The 19,978-nt window shown below is 68.3% G+C and carries 16 protein-coding genes; 10 read left to right on the top strand and 6 right to left on the bottom strand.

Going from position 1 to position 19,978, the window contains the following annotated elements; translation table 11 throughout:
* Positions 1 to 187 precede the first annotated feature (187 nt).
* Genes MEU52_RS02775 through MEU52_RS02760 form a run of 4 tightly spaced genes read left to right on the top strand, consistent with a single transcriptional unit; the run spans position 188 to position 4,494 of the window.
* Positions 188 to 1,867: an APC family permease gene (locus tag MEU52_RS02775; protein ID WP_238121439.1), complete on the top strand. Its 1,680-nt coding sequence runs from the start codon at positions 188 to 190 to the stop codon at positions 1,865 to 1,867.
* An 11-nt stretch (positions 1,868 to 1,878) separates the two neighbouring features.
* Complete coding sequence (locus MEU52_RS02770; protein WP_238121440.1) at positions 1,879 to 2,466, top strand: dimethylamine monooxygenase subunit DmmA family protein; 588 nt, start codon at positions 1,879 to 1,881, stop codon at positions 2,464 to 2,466.
* Positions 2,463 to 3,413 (top strand): PDR/VanB family oxidoreductase, encoded by a 951-nt coding sequence (locus MEU52_RS02765; RefSeq protein WP_238121441.1) that lies wholly within the window; start codon positions 2,463 to 2,465, stop codon positions 3,411 to 3,413. The genes MEU52_RS02770 and MEU52_RS02765 overlap by 4 nt, the downstream gene beginning before the upstream one ends.
* A 16-nt stretch (positions 3,414 to 3,429) precedes the next feature.
* A complete protein-coding gene (locus MEU52_RS02760; RefSeq protein WP_238121443.1) occupies positions 3,430 to 4,494 on the top strand; it encodes a heme-dependent oxidative N-demethylase family protein in 1,065 nt (354 codons plus the stop codon).
* Between the two features lie 101 nt (positions 4,495 to 4,595).
* Here MEU52_RS02760 and MEU52_RS02755 read toward each other — a convergent pair whose 3' ends face one another.
* The gene (locus MEU52_RS02755) at positions 4,596 to 6,041 is read right to left on the bottom strand and encodes an NAD-dependent succinate-semialdehyde dehydrogenase (protein WP_238121444.1); all 1,446 of its coding nucleotides are present in this window, start codon (positions 6,039 to 6,041) and stop codon (positions 4,596 to 4,598) included.
* A gap of 451 nt (positions 6,042 to 6,492) precedes the next feature.
* On the opposite strand from MEU52_RS02755, the gene MEU52_RS02750 reads away from it, so the two are divergent.
* Positions 6,493 to 7,149 carry a GntR family transcriptional regulator gene (locus MEU52_RS02750; protein WP_238121445.1) on the top strand — a complete coding sequence of 219 codons (657 nt, stop codon included), beginning with the start codon at positions 6,493 to 6,495 and terminating at the stop codon, positions 7,147 to 7,149.
* An 89-nt stretch (positions 7,150 to 7,238) separates the two neighbouring features.
* Here MEU52_RS02750 and MEU52_RS02745 read toward each other — a convergent pair whose 3' ends face one another.
* Both MEU52_RS02745 and MEU52_RS02740 read right to left on the bottom strand, forming a co-directional pair.
* On the bottom strand, positions 7,239 to 7,643 hold the full coding sequence (locus MEU52_RS02745) for a DoxX family protein (protein ID WP_238121446.1): 405 nt from the start codon (positions 7,641 to 7,643) through the stop codon (positions 7,239 to 7,241).
* Between the two features lie 93 nt (positions 7,644 to 7,736).
* Positions 7,737 to 8,567 (bottom strand): DODA-type extradiol aromatic ring-opening family dioxygenase, encoded by an 831-nt coding sequence (locus MEU52_RS02740; RefSeq protein ID WP_238121448.1) that lies wholly within the window; start codon positions 8,565 to 8,567, stop codon positions 7,737 to 7,739.
* Positions 8,568 to 8,690: 123 nt separating this feature from the next.
* On the opposite strand from MEU52_RS02740, the gene MEU52_RS02735 reads away from it, so the two are divergent.
* Positions 8,691 to 9,605: a LysR family transcriptional regulator gene (locus tag MEU52_RS02735; RefSeq protein WP_238121449.1), complete on the top strand. Its 915-nt coding sequence runs from the start codon at positions 8,691 to 8,693 to the stop codon at positions 9,603 to 9,605.
* Positions 9,606 to 9,607: 2 nt separating this feature from the next.
* Here the strand turns inward: MEU52_RS02735 and MEU52_RS02730 are convergent, their stop codons facing one another.
* A complete protein-coding gene (locus MEU52_RS02730) occupies positions 9,608 to 11,248 on the bottom strand; it encodes a Na+/H+ antiporter (protein ID WP_238121451.1) in 1,641 nt (546 codons plus the stop codon).
* A 196-nt stretch (positions 11,249 to 11,444) separates the two neighbouring features.
* Positions 11,445 to 12,350 carry a LysR family transcriptional regulator gene (locus tag MEU52_RS02725; protein ID WP_238121453.1) on the bottom strand — a complete coding sequence of 302 codons (906 nt, stop codon included), beginning with the start codon at positions 12,348 to 12,350 and terminating at the stop codon, positions 11,445 to 11,447.
* 125 nt (positions 12,351 to 12,475) lie between these two features.
* Between MEU52_RS02725 and MEU52_RS02720 the strand changes: the two genes are divergently transcribed.
* The 4 genes from MEU52_RS02720 to MEU52_RS02705 are packed head-to-tail and all read left to right on the top strand — an operon-like array spanning position 12,476 to position 18,616.
* On the top strand, positions 12,476 to 14,200 hold the full coding sequence (locus MEU52_RS02720; protein WP_238121454.1) for an acyl-CoA dehydrogenase family protein: 1,725 nt from the start codon (positions 12,476 to 12,478) through the stop codon (positions 14,198 to 14,200).
* A complete protein-coding gene (locus MEU52_RS02715; protein ID WP_238121456.1) occupies positions 14,197 to 15,441 on the top strand; it encodes a CaiB/BaiF CoA transferase family protein in 1,245 nt (414 codons plus the stop codon). The genes MEU52_RS02720 and MEU52_RS02715 overlap by 4 nt, the downstream gene beginning before the upstream one ends.
* A gap of 32 nt (positions 15,442 to 15,473) precedes the next feature.
* The gene (locus tag MEU52_RS02710) at positions 15,474 to 16,607 is read left to right on the top strand and encodes a TAXI family TRAP transporter solute-binding subunit (protein ID WP_238121458.1); all 1,134 of its coding nucleotides are present in this window, start codon (positions 15,474 to 15,476) and stop codon (positions 16,605 to 16,607) included.
* 56 nt (positions 16,608 to 16,663) lie between these two features.
* Positions 16,664 to 18,616 (top strand): TRAP transporter permease, encoded by a 1,953-nt coding sequence (locus tag MEU52_RS02705; protein ID WP_238121460.1) that lies wholly within the window; start codon positions 16,664 to 16,666, stop codon positions 18,614 to 18,616.
* A gap of 106 nt (positions 18,617 to 18,722) precedes the next feature.
* Here the strand turns inward: MEU52_RS02705 and MEU52_RS02700 are convergent, their stop codons facing one another.
* Positions 18,723 to 19,946 carry a CaiB/BaiF CoA transferase family protein gene (locus tag MEU52_RS02700; RefSeq protein WP_238121461.1) on the bottom strand — a complete coding sequence of 408 codons (1,224 nt, stop codon included), beginning with the start codon at positions 19,944 to 19,946 and terminating at the stop codon, positions 18,723 to 18,725.
* Positions 19,947 to 19,978 lie beyond the last annotated feature (32 nt).

Below are 19,978 nucleotides of genomic sequence, written 5' to 3'. Positions count from 1 at the left end.
TAAGGCTGGATCAACTTGGTCAGTCTTTCTGACGCATGTATTGCGTGTGCTTTCATCTGTGTGCGCACCGAATGTGCGCCGATGTGAGCAAAAAATATGCTCGCTCTGACTTCGCGTCAGATGTATATCGTCATTGACAATAATTTTTCTTATGGAGAAACTCCCCGCAATCAAGAGGGGATCAAACATGACCATAACCGCGGTTGAAGGGGAGCCGTCGGCAGACGCCGGCTCGCTCCAGCGCAAGATCAGTTGGACCGGTGCATTCTGGATTGCCAGCGGCGTTCCAGCGCTGGTGCTGTTTTCCATCGGCGCCATCGGCGCCACCGTGGGCGCGCCTGCCTGGGTGGTGTGGAGCGTCTCCATCCTGTTCGGCTTCATACAGGCATTTTCCTATGCGGAAATTGCCGGGCTGTTTCCGCACAAGTCCGGCGGCGCCTCGGTTTATGGCGCGGTGGCCTGGGTGCGCTATTCCAAGCTCCTGGCGCCGTTCTCGGTCTGGTGCAACTGGCTCGCCTGGTCGCCGGTGCTCTCCATCGGTTCCGGCCTTGCCGCCGGCTATGTGCTCTCCATCCTGTTTCCGGCCGATGCCGCCATCAACAGCTGGTCGTTGACCCTGCTTGATCTCAATTGGCTGAAGAGCGGCCTCACCTTGCGGGTGAACGCCACCTTCTTCCTGGGGGCGGCGCTGTTGCTGGTGGCTTTCGCCATCCAGCATCGCGGCATCAGCCAGACGGCGCGGGTGCAGGTCATCCTGGGGGTGGCGGCGCTGCTGCCCCTCATCCTCATCGGCCTCGTGCCGCTGGTCACCGGTGATGTGCTGCTGGCGAACCTCGGTCCGTTCGCGCCGCTGGCCAAGGATGGCACCGGCCAGGTGGTGGCGGGTGAGTGGAACATGGCGGGCATCACGCTGATGGCCGGCGGCCTGTTCATCGCCGCGTGGTCCACCTATGCGTTCGAGACCGCGGTTTGTTACACGCGCGAGTTCAAGGACCCGAAGACGGATACCTTCAAGGCGATCCTCTATTCGGGGCTGCTGTGCATCTTCGTCTTCACCCTGGTGCCTATCGCCTTCCAGGGCGTGCTCGGCCTCGGCCACATGGTGACGCCGGCGGTGATCGATGCCCAGGGCAATATCGTCACCCCTGCCGTCTATGATGGCATCCTCAATGCCGACATCTATTCCGGCATGGGCGTGGCGAGCGCCATGGCGAGCATGATCAAGGGTGGGGCATTGGTGCACACCGTCATCGTGGTGATGCTGATCTTCGCCCTGATGCTGGCCATCATCACCTCCATGGCCGGGTCCTCGCGCACCCTCTATCAGGCCTCGGTGGACGGCTGGCTGCCCAAGTATTTGTCGCACGTGAACGAGAACGGCGCGCCCACCCGGGCCATGTGGACCGATCTCGCCTTCAATCTCGTGCTGCTGATGATGTCGGACTACGTCTTTGTCCTGGCCATCTCCAATGTCTGCTACATTCTGTTCAACTTCCTCAATCTCAACGCCACCTGGATCCATCGCATCGATCGTCCGTCCTGGGCGCGGCCCTACAAGGCGCCCGGCTGGCTGCTCGGTCTCGGCACGCTGCTCGCATATGTGAACCTCGCCCTGCTCGGCATGGGCGCGGACATCTGGGGCGCGGGCACGCTGGTGACGGGTCTCGTGTGCTCGGCCCTCATTCTGCCGGTGTTCGCCTTCCGCCACTACGTGACCGACAAGGGCCAGTTCCCGGCGGCCATGCTGGAAGACATGCACCTCAAGGCGGAAACGGGGGCCGGAACCCGCGCCGGGCTGCTGCCCTACCTGGCGCTCCTCGTGGGCGCGGTGGTGGTCATCGTCGCCCATTCCATCGCGGTCTACTGAACGGGAACGAGATGAGCGACCAAGGGATCAAGAGCCGCCCCGCCTACGGAAAGATCACCGGTGATCCGGCCGCGCGCCACGCGCTGCTGGTGGTGGAAGGGGCCGGCCTTCCGGACGAGCTGATGGCGGAGGGGGTTGACCCCTCCGCCTTCGAGACATGGACCGTGGCCCATGCCAGCACGGTGCCTGGCGCGCCGGTGATGGACGAGGCTGCGGGGGCCGTGCGGCCATTCCGCTCCGCCCGCCAGCTGTTCTCGGCCCTGGAGGAGCGCCTGGCGCGCGAGACCATGGGGCTGCGCCTGTGCGCGGCCGGCACCGAGCCGTTTCTGTGGGATGTGTTCAACATCGGCGCGGTGGCGGGCCTCACCCGCCAGGAGATGCAATTCGCCCAGATGGGGCCGCAGGCCCGGCGGATCTTCTGCGTTCACTGCCGCACCGTCTCGGAAGGCATCACCGCCTCCATCGTCACCTGTGCCGGCTGCGGCGCGTCGCTGTTCGTGCGCGATCACTTCTCCAAGCGTCTCGCCGCCTTCATGGCCGTGCAGATCGATGCCGAGGTGCCCGGCGAGGTGCCGCCGTCCGAGGAGATCTACCGATGACCGGAACCATCCCTGTGCGGGTGCGCGAGATTACCGCGCTGGCGCCCACCCTCAAGCGTTTCGCCTTCGAGCCGGCCCATGGGGGCGCCTTTCCCACCGCGCCGGCGGGCGGGCATGTGATGCTGACCCTGCGCGATGGCGCGCGGGTGATGAAGAATGCCTATTCGCTGGTCTCGCCCCCCGGGGCGCGTGGGCGTTACGAGATCATCGTCCGCAAGGTGGCGCAGTCGCGCGGTGGCTCGGCCTTCCTGCATGCCCATGTGGCGGCCGGCGACGTGCTGGAGATGGCGCCGCCGGTGAGCCTGTTCCCGCTCGCGGCCACCGCCCGCAAACACGTGCTCATCGCCGGCGGCATCGGCATCACGCCCATGCTGTCCTTTCTGGCGGAACTGCAGGCCCGGGGCGCCCGGTTCGAGCTGCACCATCTGTCCTCCCCCGAGGAGGTGCCGGTGTTCGAGCGCCTGCTGGCGCCCTATGCGGTCGATGCCGACATCCGCGTGCATGGGGGTGGCCGGGCGGCGTTCGATCTCGCCGGGCTGCTGTCGCGCCAGCCGCTCGGCAGCCATGTCTACACCTGCGGGCCGCATAGCCTGATGGATGCGGTGGGCACCACCGCGCTCGCCCTCGGCTGGCCCAGGGGCAGTGTGCACAAGGAGAGCTTCGGCGCAGCTGCCGGCGGCCTGCCGTTCAAGGCGGTCCTCACCCGCTCGGGCATGGAGGTGATGGTGGGCGAGAACCAGACCCTTTTGGAGGCGATCGAGGCGGCCGGCGTGGCTGCGCGCTGCCTGTGCCGGGGGGGCGCCTGCGGCGAATGCGTGACGCGGGTGGAGGAGGGCGAGGTGGACCACCGCGACGACTTCCTTTCCGATGCGGAGAAGGCGGCCGGCGCCCTCATCATGCCGTGCGTGTCGCGTGCCCGCGGGCCGCGCCTCGTGCTCGACCTGTGAACCGTGGAGGGATCCGATGACCGTGCAGTTCAAGCCCGCCGAAACCTTCCGCGACACCTTCACTTATAAGAAGTCGCCGGAAGACATTCTGCGCTTTCCCTTTCCGTTCCCCGAAGATGAATACATGTATTCGGTCAACATCGAGCCTCATGTGAAGGGAGGTGCCACCCCCGCCTTCCAGGCGGTGTTCGACATCGATGAGCATTATGTGGGCGAGTGCCGGGAGCGCGAGCGGGTGCTCAAGGAGGACCCCAAGCGCTGTCAGGTGCTGCCCCATATGATGGCGGCGCAATGGGATACGCTGGAGCTCATCATGGAGAGCCTGGCGGCGGACTATCCCGCGCATTTCACCCTGTCCAAGGCGGGGGACGTGTGGACCTGGGTCAACCGTCCTCTCGGCCTGCACCAGACCTTCACCTTCGGTAAGCCGGAAACGCTGCCCTGCACGCCGTTTGAATACATCACCCGTCAGGTGCAGGGCGACTTCACGCTGCAGGATCAGCGCGAGGACAATCTGTTCGTCGACGGTGGCATGGTGACCACCCAGGCGGACTGGTCGCTGGAATTCAACATCGGCATGAGCTTCCATGAATGGCATGGGCCGGTGCCCGGGGTGGCGCATGACCGGGGGGTGTTCGACCGCGCCCTGAAGTATCTGCTGCGGCTGCAGTATGGCCAGCCGGTGCGCCGCCTCAACTGGACCATGACCATCAACCCGCGGCTCGACACCTCGCCGGAGAACTACCCGGTGTGGGGTCCGGACCGCACCACGGTGACCGCCGACAACGTGGCCGAAAAGGTTCATCTGCGGGTGGAGCTGCAGACCCTGTTCCGGCTGCCGCGCTCCAACGCCATCCTGTTCGGCATCCGCTGCTATCTCACCTCGGTGAGCGATATCGCCCGAGTGCCGAAATGGCGGCGGCGCCTGCACCGGGTGCTGCGGGACCTCCATCCGGACCTGGCGGAATACAAGGGAATGACCCGCTACCGGCCGCTGGTGGTCGCGCACCTGGCGGCACTGGACGATGGCGCGCCCACCTCCAGAGGCATCGCCCCCGATACGGACCGGCTGGACGGCTGAGGCACCCATAGGGACCCGGGAGCTGAAACGAAAAAAACGGCGGCCGTCATGGCCGCCGTCTTCATGTGGGGTGGGGGACGCTCCCGGATGCGCCCGCAGGCTCAGACGCCGGCCTGGGAGACGAACTTGGGGTTCAGATAGGCCTCGATGGCCTCCGAACCGCCCTCGGAGCCATAGCCGGAATCCTTGATGCCGCCGAACGGCACCTCCGGCAGGGCCAGGCCCAGGTGGTTGATCGTCATCATGCCGGCTTCCACCGCATTGGCCACCGCATTGGCGGTCTTGGCGGAGCGGGTGTAGGCGTAGGAGGCAAGGCCGTAGGGCAGGCGGTTGGCCTCGGTGACGGCCTCGTCGAAGTCGGAGAAGGGCAGCATCATGGCGAGCGGGCCGAACGGCTCCTCGTTCATCATGCGCATTTCGCGGGTCACGCCGGTGACCACGGTGGGCTCGAAGAAATAGCCCTTGTTGCCGATGCGGGCGCCGCCGGTGGCCACCGTCGCGCCCTGCTGGCGGGCATCGGCGATGAGCGCCTCCATGGCTGGGATGCGGCGGGCGTTGGCGAGCGGGCCCATGGTGGTGTCGGCATCGAGGCCGTTGCCCACCTTCACCTGCTTGGCCACCGCCACGAAGGCGTCCACGAACTCCTCATACACCTTTTCCTGCACCAGGTAGCGGGTGGGGGAGACGCAGACCTGACCGGCATTGCGGAACTTGGCGGTGGCGATCTGCTTGGCGGCGGCCTTCACGTCGGCATCCTCGAACACGATCACCGGTGAATGGCCGCCGAGTTCCATGGTCGCCCGCTTCATGTGGGCGCCGGCCAGCGCCGCCAGCTGCTTGCCCACCGGGGTGGAGCCGGTGAAGGTGATCTTGCGGATCACCGGGTGCGGAATGAGGTATTCGCTGATTTCCGCCGGCACGCCGTAGACGAGGCCGATCACGCCCTTGGGCACGCCGGCATCGACAAAGGCGCGGATCAGCTCGGCCGGGGAGGCCGGGGTCTCCTCGGGCGCCTTGACGATGATGGAGCAGCCGGCCGCCAGCGCGCCGCACAGCTTGCGCACCACCTGGTTGATGGGGAAGTTCCAGGGGGTGAAGGCGGCCACCGGGCCCACGGGCTCCTTGATGACCAGCTGGTAGATGCCCGGCGCGCGGGCCGGCACCACGCGGCCATAGGCCCGACGGCCTTCCTCGGCGAACCAGTCGATGATGTCGGCGGCGGCCAGGGTCTCCATGCGCGCCTCGGGGAGCGGCTTGCCCTGCTCCAGGGTCATCAGCCGGGCGATGGTGTCGGCGCGCTCACGCAGGATGTCGGCGGCCTTGCGCATGAGCTTGGAGCGCTCATAAGCGGAGATGTTGCGCCACACCGCAAAGCCGCGGGTGGTGGCCTCCAGCGCCGCGTCGAGGTCGTTGATGGAGGCGTGGGCGACGGTACCGATCTCTTCCTCGGTGGCCGGGTTCAGCACCGGAATGCGGCGGGACCCTTCGGCATCACGCCACACGCCATCGATATGGAGCTGGACGTCGGGATAGGGCGCGGCAGTCATGGGAGCCTCCTTGGAAGGTCTTGGAGCGGGCCGCGTCGGGGCGGCGCAGCTGGCGCTGACCTATAGCGGCTCCGACGGGTGGGATGAAGGGCTCGCAGCCCATCCTTCCAAGACATGAAAAGGGGAGCCGATGCGCCATCCATGCGATGGGGGTATGGCTGGGACCCTAGCCGTCGATCACGCCCGTGGCGCGTCGGGTGGTGTGACGCAAGGGTAGCTTCGGCCGCGTGAGCGCCGGGGCTTGTGAGGGGCCGGTGGAAGGCGCACCCTGCACGAAATCCAAGCGCCGGCCGAGGGGCCGCGGTGTGGCCGCGCGGGCGGCGCCGCGACACGAGGGCGCGGACGCGCGGGAAGACAGGCCTTGGTGCCGCCCGCGAACAGTCGCAGTATACGCGCGAATACGACGTGCCGCGGATGCGGTCGCGGCATGCGGATACGACGGCAAAAGACCATGGACGAGCCTTCCGACAGCAACCTTTCCCGCGCGGAGTTCGCGTATCAGCGGATCCGCGAGGCCATCCGCTCGGGCGAGTTCCAGCCGGGCCAGCGGCTGCGCGAGGCCGACCTCGCCGAGCATTTCCGGGTGAGCCGGACCCCCATTCGCGAGGCCATCCGGCGCATCACCGCCGACGGCCTCCTGGAACTGGTGCCGGGGCGGGGCCTCGCCGTGTCCCAGTTCAGCATGCAGCAGGTGCGGGAAATCTACTTTCTGCGCGCGGTGCTGGAGGGGGCGGCCGCGTCCAGCGCGGCTCAATATGCCTCGCCGTCCGAGATCAAGGCCATGGGTGATCTGCTGGATCAGAGCGCCGAGGTGCTGGACGACCCGGCCGAGACCGGCCGTTTCAACCGCCTGTTCCACCAGGCCATCTACGAGGCGGCGCGCAACCGCTACCTGTCGCAGGCCCTGGCCCAGCTCTCCGATGCCCTGACCCTGCTGCCGGGCACCACCTTCGAGGCGGAGGGCCGCTCGCCGGCGGCGCTGGAGGAGCACCGGGGCATTCTGGACGCCATCGTCGCCCATGCGCCGGAGCGGGCGGAGGAGGCCGCGCGCGCCCACATCCGCCGCGCCAGCGAGACCCGTATGGACATGATGTTCCGCACCGCGTGAGATTCCCGCTCCGCGCTGCCGCGCCGATCGCAAACGAAGAAGGCCGCCCCGGCTCAGCCAGGGCGGCCTTCTTGTGAGACGCAGATGCCTCAGGCGGTGGCGGAGCGCAGCTTGTCGAGGCTCCAGGCGCCGCCGCCCGCAACGGCGAAATACAGGAACAGGAAGCTGTAGAGGGCCGCCAGCTCACCGCCGTTCAGCAGCGGGAAGAAGTTCTGCGGCGCGTGCATCATGAAATAGGCCACCGCCATCTGGCCGGACAGGATGAAGGCCACCGGGCGCGTGAACAGGCCCAGCGCCAGCAGCACGCCGCCGACGATCTCGATGATGCCGGCGAGGCCGAACAGCGAGCCGATGGTCACGCCGTCGAACATGGCCACATGGGGAAAGCCGAACAGCTTGGCCGTGCCGTGGGAGAGGAACAGCAGCGCCGCCACGATGCGCAGCACCGACAGAAGGCGGGGGCTCCAGGTTTCAAAGAAGTCGTTGGAAAGCATAGTCTTGGTCCTTGTCTCGGCGAGAGGGCCTGCCCGCTCACGCCCTGCTCGCCGTCAGGGTGAGGGGAAGTGGATGGGCCGTGCGGCGGGCGCTCAGCCGAACTGGAAGCCCGAATAGGCCTTGCCGAAGATATGGTCGTGGAAGACCCGGTGTCCGGCATCGGTTCCCGCCGCCCCGGCGGCCACGAACAGCGGCACCAGATGTTCGCTGCGCGGATGGCTCATGAGGGCGCCCGGGGCTGACGCCCAGGCGGCGAGCGCCGCGTCGCGGCGGGCGGGCTCCTCCTCCACAGCCGTGGTCAGCCAGCTGTCGAACGCCTCGGCCGCATCGCTCACCCGCCGATCGGGGGTGAAGAAGGCGCGCAGATTGTGGAAGCTCATGCCGCTGCCGACGATCAGCACCCCCTCATCCCGAAGCGGCGCCAGCGCCCGGCCGAGGGCGAGATGGGCCTTCGGATCGAGACTGTGGGCCAGGGAGAGCTGCACCAGCGGCACGTCCGCCTGCGGATAGATGAGCATGAAGGGCACGAACACGCCGTGGTCGTAGCCGCGGGTGGTTTCCTCACCGGTGGCGATACCGGCCCCTTCCAGCACCTGCCGCACCCGCGCCGCCAGCTCCGGCGCGCCCGGCGCCGGGTAGCTGAGGCGGTAGGTGTCGGCGGGAAAGCCGTAATAGTCGAACAGCATCCCGGGATGGGCGCCGATGTTGACCGTCGGCTTGTTCTCCTCCCAATGTCCCGAGATCACCAGAACCGCCTTGGGCCGGCCGCCGAGGGCGCCGTCGAGACCGCGCAGATAGGCCTCCAACCCGTCCCAGCGCGCCGCCGGATCGGGCGACTTGGCCATGAACGGCCAGGGGCCGCCGCCGTGGGCGATGAACAGGGTGGGCCACCGGCGCGCGGTGGTTGCGGAAGATGTGGACATGGCGTGTCCCTTTCTCGTGACGCGGCCTATGGGGCCGCTGTCGTGAGGGGAATATGGGACTGGCCTTTCTCGGAAAAAACTGGGAAAGTTTAGAGCATCATGATCTGAAATTTAGATGGTCTCATGGATGGCCTGACCCTCGACCAGATCCAGGTGTTTCTCGCGGTGGTGGACACCGGCAGCTTCTCGGCCGCCGCCCGGGCGTTGAACCGGGCCCAGTCGGCGGTCACCTATGCGGTCCGGCGCCTGGAGGACCAGACCGGCGCGGCGCTGTTCGACCGGGCCGAATACCGGCCGGCGCTCACCGAGGCGGGGCGGGCATTGCTGCCGCGGGCGCGGCGGATCGCCGAGGCGGTGGGCGCCTTCCGCATGGAGGCCCGTGGCATCGCCGGTGGGCTCGAGGCGGAGCTGACCCTGGTGGTGGATGCCATGTTTCCCATGACGGTGCTGTTGGAGGCGCTGAAAGGCTTCCGCGCCCATTTCCCCACGGTGCAGACCCGGCTTTACGTGGAAACCCTCTCCGCCAGCGCGCAACTGGTCATGGACGGGGTCTGTAACCTCGGCATCGTGGTGGCGGCGCCGCGCGACGTGGAGAGCCTGGCGCGGATGCCGCTGCTGGACGTGGAGCTGGCGCTGGTGGCCGCGCCTTCCCATCCGCTGGCGCAGCGCCTGGGCGCCATCCCGGCCGAGGTGTTGCGGGATCACGTGCAGTTGGTGCTGACCGAGCGTTCGGGGCCCGGCGGCGCGCGCGACCAGGGGGTGCACGCCACTCAGACGTGGCGCATCGCCGACCTGGGCGCCAAGCACGCCATGCTGCGGGCGGGGCTGGGCTATGGCAGCATGCCGCTGCACCTGGTGGCTGCGGATCTCGCCGATGGAACCTTGGTGCGGCTCACGCCGCAGGATTGGGACGGGCGCGCCACCGCGGTGAGCCTGCCCATGTGCGTGGTGCGCCGGGTGCGCGATGCGTTGGGGCCGGCCACGCAGTGGATGGGGGAGCATCTGGTGAGCGTGTCCCGCGCCGTGGGCGCGGGCTGAGCTCAGTCGGAGATCATTTTGGCTTCCACCAAATCGATCTCGCGCACCAGCTTGCGCACCATCTCGTCGGACAACAGGTTGGAGCGCCCGCGGCGATAGAATTCCACCCGCTCGGCCCTGAGGGCCGCCAGGCGCAGGTCCTGCTCGATCTTCTCGGCGGTGCGGAAGCGATCGCCGTCGGCCCCGGTGCGGGAATGACCGTCGATGCGCTGGCGGTAGAGGTCCATGACCCGGGCGCCGACCTCGGTGTACAGGTCGGCATCGGGACGGCCTTCGCCCAGCTCGTGCTGGGCCTGCTCGATGGCCTTGATGGCGGCCTGGGCGGCGGCCACCCGGGCCCGGTCCTCGGCCTTCTGGTGGGTGGGTTCCGCGGGCAGCTGCAGCCCCTTCAACAGGATCGGCAGGCCGATGGAGGCCGCCACCAGCGAGACGATGATGACGCCGGCGGCGAGGAAGATGGCGAGGTCGCGGGCGGGGAAGAACGAGCCGTCGTTCATGAAGATGGGCAAGGTGAGCACGCCGGCAAGGGTGATGGCGCCGCGCACGCCGGCCAGCGCCGTCACCGCCACCAGCCGCCAGCTGGGCCGCTCCATGGGCATGCCCCGCTGGGCGGCGCGGTAGAGCGTGAAGCGCAGCGAGACCCAGGCCCAGATGAAGCGCAGGGCCGCCAGGGCAACGTTGATGGCCACCACATACACCACCAGCCAGATGGGCTCGTGATGGCCCGCCTCGCGCACCACCCGGGCGGCGCCGGCGATAATGGAGGGCAGTTGCTCACCCAGCAGCACGAAGATGACGCCATTGGCGGCGAACTGCACCATGTCCCACACGGCGCTGCGCTGGACCCGGGTGATGGCGAGCGCCTGGCCGCTCTGCTCCACATAGCTCATGGTGATGCCGGCGGAGACGGCGGCGAGAATGCCAGAGCAGTGCAGGTGCTCCGCCAGGAGATACGCGGCGAACGGGATCAACAGGCTGATGAGGATCTGGGCGCCGGTCTCCTCGCCGAGACGCCGCGAGATCCAGTTCTTGGTCATGGTCACGCCAAGGGTGACCGCCGCACCGATGGCGATGCCGCCGGCGGCGAGCCACAGGAAGGTGCCGGCCGCCTCGAACAGGGAAAACGCGCCGGTGAGCGCCGCCGCCACCGCGAACCGCATGCACACGAGGCCGGATGCATCGTTGAGCAGGGATTCCCCTTCCAGGATGTGCATGAGCCGCTTGGGGATGGGCACGCGGGCGGCGATGGCGGACACGGCGATGGGGTCGGTGGGCGAGAGGATGGCGGCGAGCGCGAACGCCACCGCCAGCGGCATGGCGGGGATCATCCAATGGATGAACAGCCCGACGCCCAGCACCGTGAACACCACCAGGCCGAATGCCAGCTCGATGATGGCGCCCTTGTCCTTCAGCAGGCCTTCCTTTGGGATGCGCCAGCCGTCCAGGAACAGCAGCGGTGGCAGGAACAGCAGGAAGAAGATGTCGGGCTGCAGCTCCACCCCGAGGTCGGCGACCGCCGCCACCGCGAACCCGAGGGCGATCTGCACCAGGGGCAGGGGCACCGGAATGGGCAGCGCGCGGGTGAGCGAGCCGGAGATGACGACACCAAGCAGCAGGATCAGGATGGTGGTGATGAGGGTCATGGGCGGAGCAGGCCGGCATCAGGGGCGCGCGCAGGCCGATGGGGCGCTGCGCACGATGAATCGGGTGGTGGTATCTGTGAATAGCATCCGCGCTTCAATCCTCGCTATCCCGGCGCGCGGGGGGCGGCCGCGACATGGCGCGCCCCTTCTGCGACGGCGAGCAGGCACCCGCTTCCCGGCCATTTCGTGGCGCCTGTCAGGGCTCGGTGGGCAGGGGTCGGTACTGCTCGCGGATGCTGGCCACGAAGGCGCGGCAGGCATCGGTGGCGCCATCGGCGCGCCAGGCGAGGGCCACCTCGTGGGCGGCGGTGGCCTCGTCCAGTTCCACATAGGCCACATCGGCGAAATGGCTGGTGCTGAGGGAGCGCGGCACGATGGAGACGCCCATGCCCTGGCTCACCAGCGCCACCACCGTGAACCAGTGCTGGATGTGGTAGTTGAGGTGCGGCTCCACATGGGCCGCCCGCAGCAGGCCGACGATCCGATCATGGTAGTGGGCGGCGAAGTCGCGGGCGAACACCAGGATCTTCTCGCCTGCCAGTTCCCGGAGCGAGAGCCGGCTGCGGCCGGCGAGCCGGTGACGTAAAGGCAGGCAGCACACCAGCCGCTCCACCTCCAGGGACAGGGTCGCCACCGTGTCGGGAAACGGCGTCGCGTGCACGAAGCCCACGTCGACCTTGTGATTGAGGATCTGCTCGATCTGCCGGGTGGAGTTCATCTCCTGCAGGTGCAGCTCCACCTGCGGAAAGCGATCCTGGAACCCCTTCAGCAGCACCGGCAGGCGGCGGTAGAGCATGGAGGGCACGAACGCCACGGTCAGCTTGCCCACGGTGCCCCGCGCGGTCTGGCCGGCGACCTCCTGGGCCGCCTGCAACTGGCCGAGGATGCGCGCGGCGTGGCTGGCGAACACCGCCCCGGCCGGGGTGAGGCGCACCGACTTGCTGGTGCGCTCGATGAGCTGGAAGCCCAGATGCTCCTCCAGCTGCTTGAGGCTGGCGCTCAGGGGCGGCTGGGAGATGTGGAGGGCACGGGCAGCGCGCCCGAAATGGAGCTGCTCGGACAGCACCAGGAAGTGCTGCAACTGCCGAAAGGTGATGGCCATCGGCTCCATCCATAGCTATTTCGCTATCACAGAATACAAACTCAATATTGGATTTCAAATCGCAAGGCGCTGATCCTCCCCCCAATGCACCACGACCGAGACACTCGGCGGACAGGGAGGACGACATGGCCGCTGCGGTTCACCGCAACATCCCCGACAGTGCCGGCATGAATGTGTTTCATGCGGATCCCGGTTTTCTCGATCTGCTGCGGGTCTATCTCGCCCCCGAGATGCTGGAGCGGGTGCTGCCGCGCCTGGAGCGCATGGGCGCGCTGGTGGGCGACCGGCTGGAGCAGCTGGCGCTGACCGCCGACAAGAACCCGCCCAGCCTCGTCATTCGCGCCCGCAATGGGGTCGCCGACGAGCGCGTGGTGAAGCATCCGGCCTATGTGGAGCTGGAGCAGGTGGCCTTCGGCGATTTCGGCCTGGCCGCCATGTCCCATCGCCCGGGAGTGTTCGGGGCGCCGGACAAGCTGCCGCCGCTGGTGAAATATGCGCTGGTCTATCTGTTCGTGCAGGCGGAGTTCGGCCTGTGCTGCCCCCTCAGCATGACGGACTCCCTCACCCGCACCCTGGTGAAGTTTGGCGCGCCGGAACTGGTGTCGCGCTATTTCGAGGCGCTGACCAGCCAAGATCTGGAGACCCTGGCCCAGGGCTCCATGTTCATGACCGAGCAGGTGGCCGGCTCCGACGTGGGGGCCATTGAGTGCACCGCGCGCCTCGAGGACGGGGTGTGGCGCCTCTATGGCGACAAGTGGTTCTGCTCCAATCCCGATGCCGCGCTCGGCATGGTGCTGGCGCGTCCCGAGGGGGCGGGAGCCGGCACCCGCGGGCTGTCCCTGTTCCTGCTGCCCCGCCATCTCCCGGACGGGCGGCGCAACGCCTATCGGATCCTGCGGCTGAAGGACAAGCTCGGCACCCGTTCCATGGCCTCTGGCGAGATCATGCTGGAGGGGGCGGAAGCCTATCTGGTGGGCGAGCCCAATTCCGGCTTCAAGCAGATGACCGACATGATCAACATGTCGCGCCTCGCCAATGGCGTGCGGTCGGCGGGCCTGATGCGCCGCTCGGTGAACGAGGCGCTGTTCGTTGCCCGCAACCGCACCGCCTTCGGCGCGCGCCTTTCGGACCTGCCGCTGATGCGGCGCCAATTGGCCAAGATGCAGGTCACCGCCGAGCAGGGTCGCTCCATGGTGTTCCACACCGCCCGGGTGCTGGAGGCGGCCGACGCGGGCGATGCCCGCATGGCCAAGGTGCTGCGCATCCTCACGCCGCTGATCAAGTTCCGCACCTGCCGCGATGCCCGCAAGGTGGCGGGGGATGCCATGGAGGTGCGCGGGGGCTGCGGCTATATCGAGGAATGGTCCGATGCCCGGGTGCTGCGCGATGCCCATCTCGGGTCCATCTGGGAGGGCACCAGCAATATCGTCGCCCTCGACGTGGCCCGCGCCACCCGCCGCGAAGGCGCCCTGGAGGCGCTCTCCGGCTATCTTGATGAATTGCAGCGGGAGATCGGTCCCCAGCGTCTGCCGGACGGCCTTGCCGACCGGGTGAAGGCGGCGGTGGATTTGCTGCATGCGGTCGCCCACGACAAGAGCCGTGAGGCGCAGGTGCGGGAGGCGGCGACCGCTGTCTACAACGCCACCTCGGCCACGGTGCTGAGCTGGGAAAACGCTCGCATTGAGGCCCAGACCAACGCCCGGTCCGGCCTGCGCCAGGCCATCGCCGGCGCGGTGCTGCGGCACAAGCTGATGCCGAGCGATCCGCTGCGGCGCGTCGCGGACGAGGCCGCCGAGATCGAGCTCCTGATCGGCGACGCCCAATCCCTCGCGCGGGAGGCGGCGGAATGAGTGCCCACGCCCCGATCGAGGCGCTGGAAAGCGCCGCTGCGCCCGCCACCGGCGCCCTTGCCGGCCTGAAGGTGGTGGATCTGAGCCGTGTGCTCGGCGGCCCCTTCGCCACCCAGATCCTCGGTGACCATGGCGCCGACATTATCAAGATCGAGCCGCCGGGCGGCGACGAGACGCGGGAATGGGGCCCGCCCTTTCTCGATGGCACAGCCTCCTATTTCCTCGGGGTCAACCGCAACAAGCGCTCCATGGCCCTCGATCTCACCCAGCCGGCTGGCCGCGAGGTGCTGCTGCGGCTGCTGGAGGGGGCCGATGTGCTGGTGGAGAATTTCAAGACCGGCACCCTGGAGAAGTGGGGGCTGGGCTATGAGGAGGTTCTGGCCGCGCGTTTTCCCCGCCTCATCCACTGCCGGGTGAGCGGCTTCGGCGCCGATGGCCCGCTTGGCGGGCTGCCGGGCTACGATGCGGTGTTGCAGGCCATGGGCGGCATCATGAGCGTCAATGGCGTGGCCGGTGGCGAGCCCACCCGCGTCGGCCTGCCGGTGGTGGATATGGTGACGGGGCTCAACGCCGCTCTCGGCATTCTCCTTGCCCTGCAGAACCGGGTGCAGACGGGGCGCGGCCAATCGGTGGAGGCGACCTTGTTCGACTCCGCCCTGTCGCTGCTCCATCCCCATGCGGCGAACTATTTCCTCTCCGGCCGGCTGCCGCAGCGCACCGGCAACGACCATCCCAATATCGCGCCCTATTCCACCTATGCCACCGGCACCCGCCCCATCTATCTCGCCGTGGGCAACGACCGGCAGTTCCGCAAGCTGTGCGCCACCATCGGCGCGCCTGACCTCGCGACGGATCCGCGCTTTCTCACCAATGGCGCGCGGGTGGAGAACCGGGCGGCGCTGAAGGGCGCGCTGGAAGCCGCGCTGGCGGCGTTCGACGGGGAAGAACTCGCCACCCGCCTCATCGCCGCCGGCGTGCCCGCCGGCGCCATTCTTGATGTGGCCGAGGCCCTGGCCCATCCCCATACGGCCCATCGGCGCATGGTGGTGGAAATGGGGGCCTATCGCGGCCTCGCGGCGCCGATCCGGCTCAGCCGCTCGGCGGCGAGTTATCGCCGTCCGCCGCCGGGTTTCGGTGCGCAGACGGCGGAGATCCTGGCCGAGGCCGGGATCGAGGCGAAAGAGGCGGAAGAACTGACGCAACACGGTGTGGTGCCGCGCCAACGGACCCACCAGAACTGATCACGCCAATTCAGATCAGATGTCGGGAGGACATGATGAAGCACTTCAATGTCAGGGCGCTTGCCCTGTCGATCGGGCTTGCCGTCAGCGCGGGTGCCGCGGGCGCGGCGGAGCCGAAGCTGCCGTCGAGCATGGTGTGGGCCACCTATGACGTGGGCTCCAGCGGCTTCGTGGAAGCGTCCGCCATCGCCGATGCCTTCGGCAAGGCCTATGGCACGCGGGTGCGGCTGATGCCCTCGGGCACCTCCATCGCCCGCCTGCTGCCGCTCAAGACCGGCCGCGCGCAATATGGGTGGCTGGCCGACGAGCTCTATTTCGCCACCGAAGGCACCTATGATTTTGCCGCCGCCGATTGGGGTCCGCAGGATCTGCGGGTGCTGGCGGGGCGCCCGTCCACCTTCGGCCTCGCCACCGCTGCCGACAGCGGCATCAAGAGCGTCGCCGACGTGCGTGGCAAACGGGTGCCGCGCATCAAGGCCAACCCGTCCATCAACATCAAGGTAGAGGCCATGCTGGCCTTCGGCGGGCTGACCTGGGACGACGTGCATGTGGTGGAGGTGCCGTCCTATGGCGCGGCGCTGCAGGCGCTGGTGAACGGCCAGGCCGACGTGGCCGGCACCACGCCCACCGCGGCGGCGCTCTACGAGCTGGAGTCCCAGCGGGGCATCGCCTGGGTGCCGTTGCCGAAGGACAATGCGGCGGGCTGGAAGGCGATCACCTCGGTGGCCGACTTCTTCGCGCCCGTGACGGCCACCGCCGGCGCCGGCTTGTCGCCGGAGAAGCCGGCGGAGCTGTTCGCCGTGCGCTACCCGATGATCTCCGTCTATGCCAACGCTTCGGACGAGGACGTCTATGAGTTCCTCAAGGCCCTGGACAAGACCTATGGCCTTTATTCCGGCGCCACCAATGCCATGCCCGGGTGGCGCCTCGCCGATGCCGGCACCGCGCCGTCGGACGCGCCGTTCCATTCCGGCGCCATCCGCTATCTGAAGGAGATCGGCGTGTGGACGGACCGGGACGAGGCCTGGAACACGGCCCGCCTGGCCCGGCTCGAAGCGGTGCGCGCCGCCTGGAGCACCGCGCGCACCCTGGCCGCCGAGAAGAAGGTTGCCGATGCCGATTGGCCCGCCTTCTGGGACACCTATCGCAAGCAGCATCTGAACTGAGCTTTGCGGTCCGGCCCGTGCCGCGCGCGGCACGGGTGTGTCCAGGAGGAACCCCCATGTCCGATCCATCCCAGAATGGGCAGGTCCGTGCCGCCGCGGCCGAGGTCACGCCGGCCCCACGGGTCCGCGGTGCCGTCAAGGCGGCGCTACTGCTGCTTGGCGGCGCCGGCCTCGCCATCATCACGGCGCAGAGCTTCAATCTTGAAATCGCCGGCGTGCTGCCGTTGCTCGCCAACCGGTATTATTACGTCCTCGTGAGCCTGTTCCTGGCGGCGGCCTTCCTGCTGCAGCCGGCCCGGGGCAGCGATGGCGACGTGACGCCGTTCGACTGGGGTTGCGCGGTCCTCGCCTTGCTCACCGGTGGCTATCTGGCGTTCGAGGCGGAAACCATCATCACCAGCGGCTGGGAGGTGGTGGCCCCGCCGTTCGCCGTGGCGGTGTGCGCCATCGTGGTGCTGCTGGCGCTGGAGGCGGTGCGCCGCACCGGCGGCCTGGTGCTGCTCGCCATCTGCGTGGTGTTCGCGGCCTATCCCCTGTTCGCCGGCTCCATGCCCGGCTTTCTGTGGGGCACGCAGCTCAACCTGTCCGAAACGCTGGCCGCCCATGTGATGGGCGCGGAGAGCGTCATCGGCATGCCGTTGCGGGTGGTGGCCGATGCCCTGGTGGGCTTCATCATCTTCGGCTCGGTGCTCAGCGTCATGGGCGGCGGGCAGTTCTTCATGGATCTGTCCATGGCCCTCATGGGCCGCAGCCGCGGCGGACCGGCCAAGGTGGCAGTGCTCTCCTCCGCTTTGTTCGGCTCGCTGTCGGGCAGCGTCATCTCCAACGTGCTCACCACCGGGCGCTTGACCATTCCGGCCATGAAGCGGGCCGGCTATCCCCCCACCTATGCCGCGGCGATGGAAGCCTGCGCCTCCACCGGGGGTACTTTGATGCCGCCGGTGATGGGGGCGGTGGCCTTCATCATGGCCTCGTTCCTCGACACCTCCTACACCACCATCGTGGTGGCGGCGGTGGTGCCCTCGCTGCTCTATTACCTGGCGCTGTTCATCCAGGCCGATGTGTTCGCCGCACGCACCGGCATCCGCGGGGTGGGGCGCGACCAACTGCCGAGGCTGCTGGCCACGGTGCGGGGCGGCTGGCACCATCTGGCGTCGCTGGTGGTGCTGGTGGTGCTCCTGTTCGTCTCCAGCCCCGATCGCGCCGCCTATTACGCCACGGCGATCATGCTGGTGCTGGGCATGGTGGCCACCCGCCGCGTGCTGCCGCTGCGCACCGTGCGCGAGCTGCTGCTCGATGTGACCGGCAACATCGCCTATCTGGTGGCGACCCTGTGCGGCATCGGCCTGATCGTCGGGTCGCTGGCCATGACCGGGGTGGGCAGCGCCTTCTCTCGCGAGCTGGTGCTCTATGGCGGCAACAACGTGCTGCTGCTGCTGTTGCTCGGCGCGCTCACCAGCTTCGTGCTGGGTATGGGGATGACGGTCAGCGCCTGCTACATCTTCCTCGCCACGGTGCTGGCCCCGGCGCTGGTGGGGCTCGGGCTCAACCCCTTGGGCGCGCACCTGTTCGTGCTCTATTGGGGCATGCTCTCCTACATCACGCCGCCGGTGGCCCTGGCCTCCATCGCCGCTGCGCAGATCGCCGGGGCGCGCGGGCTGGAGACGGGGTTCGCCTCCATGCGGCTGGGGCTGGTGCTGTTCATCCTGCCCTTCATGTTCGTCTACAACCCGGGTCTGCTGCTGCAGGGGGATGTCTTCAACATTGTCGTCTCGGTGGGCACCGCGGTGGTGGCGACCGTGCTCCTGTGCTGCGCGGTGGAAGGCTACATCTACCGGGTGGGCACCATCGGCACGCTGGAGCGTGGCGCGGTGCTGGTGGGTGCGGTGCTGCTGATGGTGCCGATCCGGCAGACCGAGCTCGCCGGTGCGCTGGTGCTGGTGCTGACGGCGGTGGGCATGGCGCTGATGCGGCGCCGGGCTGGTCGCGTCGGCTCCGAGCTGGGCTAGGCGGCGGTCACGGATGATCGTCGCGATCCGGTTCGGGGGACGGTCGGCGGCGATCCGGAGTCCCGGCACGATAGCCGATCGTGCCGGGACAACGTCTTTTGCCGCCTCAGCGGACGACGGAGCGGGCCTGCAATTGGGCCAGTTGTTCGGGCGACTGGCCCAGCTCCGCGCCGAGCACGGCGGCGGTGTCGCCGGCCAGGGCGGGGGGCATGCGGCGCACCGGCATGCGCTGCCCGTCCATGCGGTAGGGCGGCGCCAGCACATGGCGCGGCTGCCCGGTGTCGGCGGTGCCGCTGACCACCATGCCGGCGGCCTCGGCCCGCGCCGAGGTGAGCGCCTCCAGCAGCCCCAGCACCTCGCCGCCAGGGATGCCGGCGGCCTTCAGCGCCGCCAGCAGATCGGCGCGGCGATGCTTCAGAAGCTCCGCTTCCAGGATCGGCAGCAGTGCCGCCCGGTTGCGCGAGCGTTCCAGATTGGTGGCGAAACGTGGGTCCGCCGGTAGGTCTGGACGATCGAGGATGACCTCGCAGAAGCGCTTGAACTGGGCATTGTTGCCCACCGTCAGCACCAGCGGGCCATCGCCGGCCTGGAACACGCCATAGGGCACGATGGAGGGGTGAGCATTGCCATAGCGCGGCGGGTCCTGCCGCTGGGCCAGAGCCTCCAGGCCGTAATAGCTGGTGAGGGTGAGCCCGCAGTCAAAGAGCGCCAGCTCGATCTGGCGGCCGCGCCCGGTGCGCTCGCGCTGGTAGAGCGCCGCCAGCACCGCCTGGGCCGCATATTGGCCGGTGAAGAGATCGACAGCAGCGACGCCGAATTTCAGCGGCGGCTGGCTGGCCTCGCCATTGAGCGCCATCAGCCCCGCCTCGCCCTGAACCACGAGGTCGTATCCGGGCCGCGTCGCCTCTGGGCCATCGGAGCCGTAGCCGGCGATGGAGCAATAGATGAGGCGGGGGTTCACGGCGCAGAGATCGGCATAGCCGAGGCCCAGCTTGTCGGCGCCTCCGGTCTTGAAATTCTGCACCACCACGTCGGCCTCGCGCGCCATCGCCTTCACCAGGGCGACCCCTTCGGCGGTGGCGAGATCGATGCCGATGGAACGCTTGTTGCGATTGACGCTGTCGAAATAGGAGGTGTTGCTGGTGCCGGTTCTCAGGCCCCAGTCGCGGGTGTCGTCGCCGCGGCCGGGGTGCTCCACCTTGATCACGTCGGCGCCGAGATCGCCCAGCACCATGGCGCACCAGGGGCCGGCGAGGATGCGCGACAGGTCGAGCACGCGCACGCCGGCCAATGGCAGGTCGGCATCCGGGGTGGAGGGGGTGTGGGTCATCAACGGCAACTCCAACGGGCGCTACAAGGGGC

The sequence above is a fragment of the Xanthobacter sp. NM-25 genome (genome assembly GCF_022138605.1).
In the GTDB taxonomy this organism is placed as follows: Bacteria; Pseudomonadota; Alphaproteobacteria; order Rhizobiales; family Xanthobacteraceae; genus Xanthobacter.
Note: the sequence above shows the minus strand (reverse complement) of the source record. Positions and strands in the feature narration are given on the sequence as shown.

Excerpts from the sequence above, each read along its gene's own strand:
- MEU52_RS02775 (WP_238121439.1), top strand. The coding sequence starts at position 188 with ATGACCATAACCGCGGTTGAAGGGGAGCCGTCGGCAGACGCCGGCTCG.
- MEU52_RS02770 (WP_238121440.1), top strand. The coding sequence starts at position 1,879 with ATGAGCGACCAAGGGATCAAGAGCCGCCCCGCCTACGGAAAGATCACC.
- MEU52_RS02765 (WP_238121441.1), top strand. The coding sequence starts at position 2,463 with ATGACCGGAACCATCCCTGTGCGGGTGCGCGAGATTACCGCGCTGGCG.
- MEU52_RS02760 (WP_238121443.1), top strand. The coding sequence starts at position 3,430 with ATGACCGTGCAGTTCAAGCCCGCCGAAACCTTCCGCGACACCTTCACT.
- MEU52_RS02755 (WP_238121444.1), bottom strand. The coding sequence starts at position 6,041 with ATGACTGCCGCGCCCTATCCCGACGTCCAGCTCCATATCGATGGCGTG.
- MEU52_RS02750 (WP_238121445.1), top strand. The coding sequence starts at position 6,493 with ATGGACGAGCCTTCCGACAGCAACCTTTCCCGCGCGGAGTTCGCGTAT.
- MEU52_RS02745 (WP_238121446.1), bottom strand. The coding sequence starts at position 7,643 with ATGCTTTCCAACGACTTCTTTGAAACCTGGAGCCCCCGCCTTCTGTCG.
- MEU52_RS02740 (WP_238121448.1), bottom strand. The coding sequence starts at position 8,567 with ATGTCCACATCTTCCGCAACCACCGCGCGCCGGTGGCCCACCCTGTTC.
- MEU52_RS02735 (WP_238121449.1), top strand. The coding sequence starts at position 8,691 with ATGGATGGCCTGACCCTCGACCAGATCCAGGTGTTTCTCGCGGTGGTG.
- MEU52_RS02730 (WP_238121451.1), bottom strand. The coding sequence starts at position 11,248 with ATGACCCTCATCACCACCATCCTGATCCTGCTGCTTGGTGTCGTCATC.
- MEU52_RS02725 (WP_238121453.1), bottom strand. The coding sequence starts at position 12,350 with ATGGCCATCACCTTTCGGCAGTTGCAGCACTTCCTGGTGCTGTCCGAG.
- MEU52_RS02720 (WP_238121454.1), top strand. The coding sequence starts at position 12,476 with ATGGCCGCTGCGGTTCACCGCAACATCCCCGACAGTGCCGGCATGAAT.
- MEU52_RS02715 (WP_238121456.1), top strand. The coding sequence starts at position 14,197 with ATGAGTGCCCACGCCCCGATCGAGGCGCTGGAAAGCGCCGCTGCGCCC.
- MEU52_RS02710 (WP_238121458.1), top strand. The coding sequence starts at position 15,474 with ATGATGAAGCACTTCAATGTCAGGGCGCTTGCCCTGTCGATCGGGCTT.
- MEU52_RS02705 (WP_238121460.1), top strand. The coding sequence starts at position 16,664 with ATGTCCGATCCATCCCAGAATGGGCAGGTCCGTGCCGCCGCGGCCGAG.
- MEU52_RS02700 (WP_238121461.1), bottom strand. The coding sequence starts at position 19,946 with ATGACCCACACCCCCTCCACCCCGGATGCCGACCTGCCATTGGCCGGC.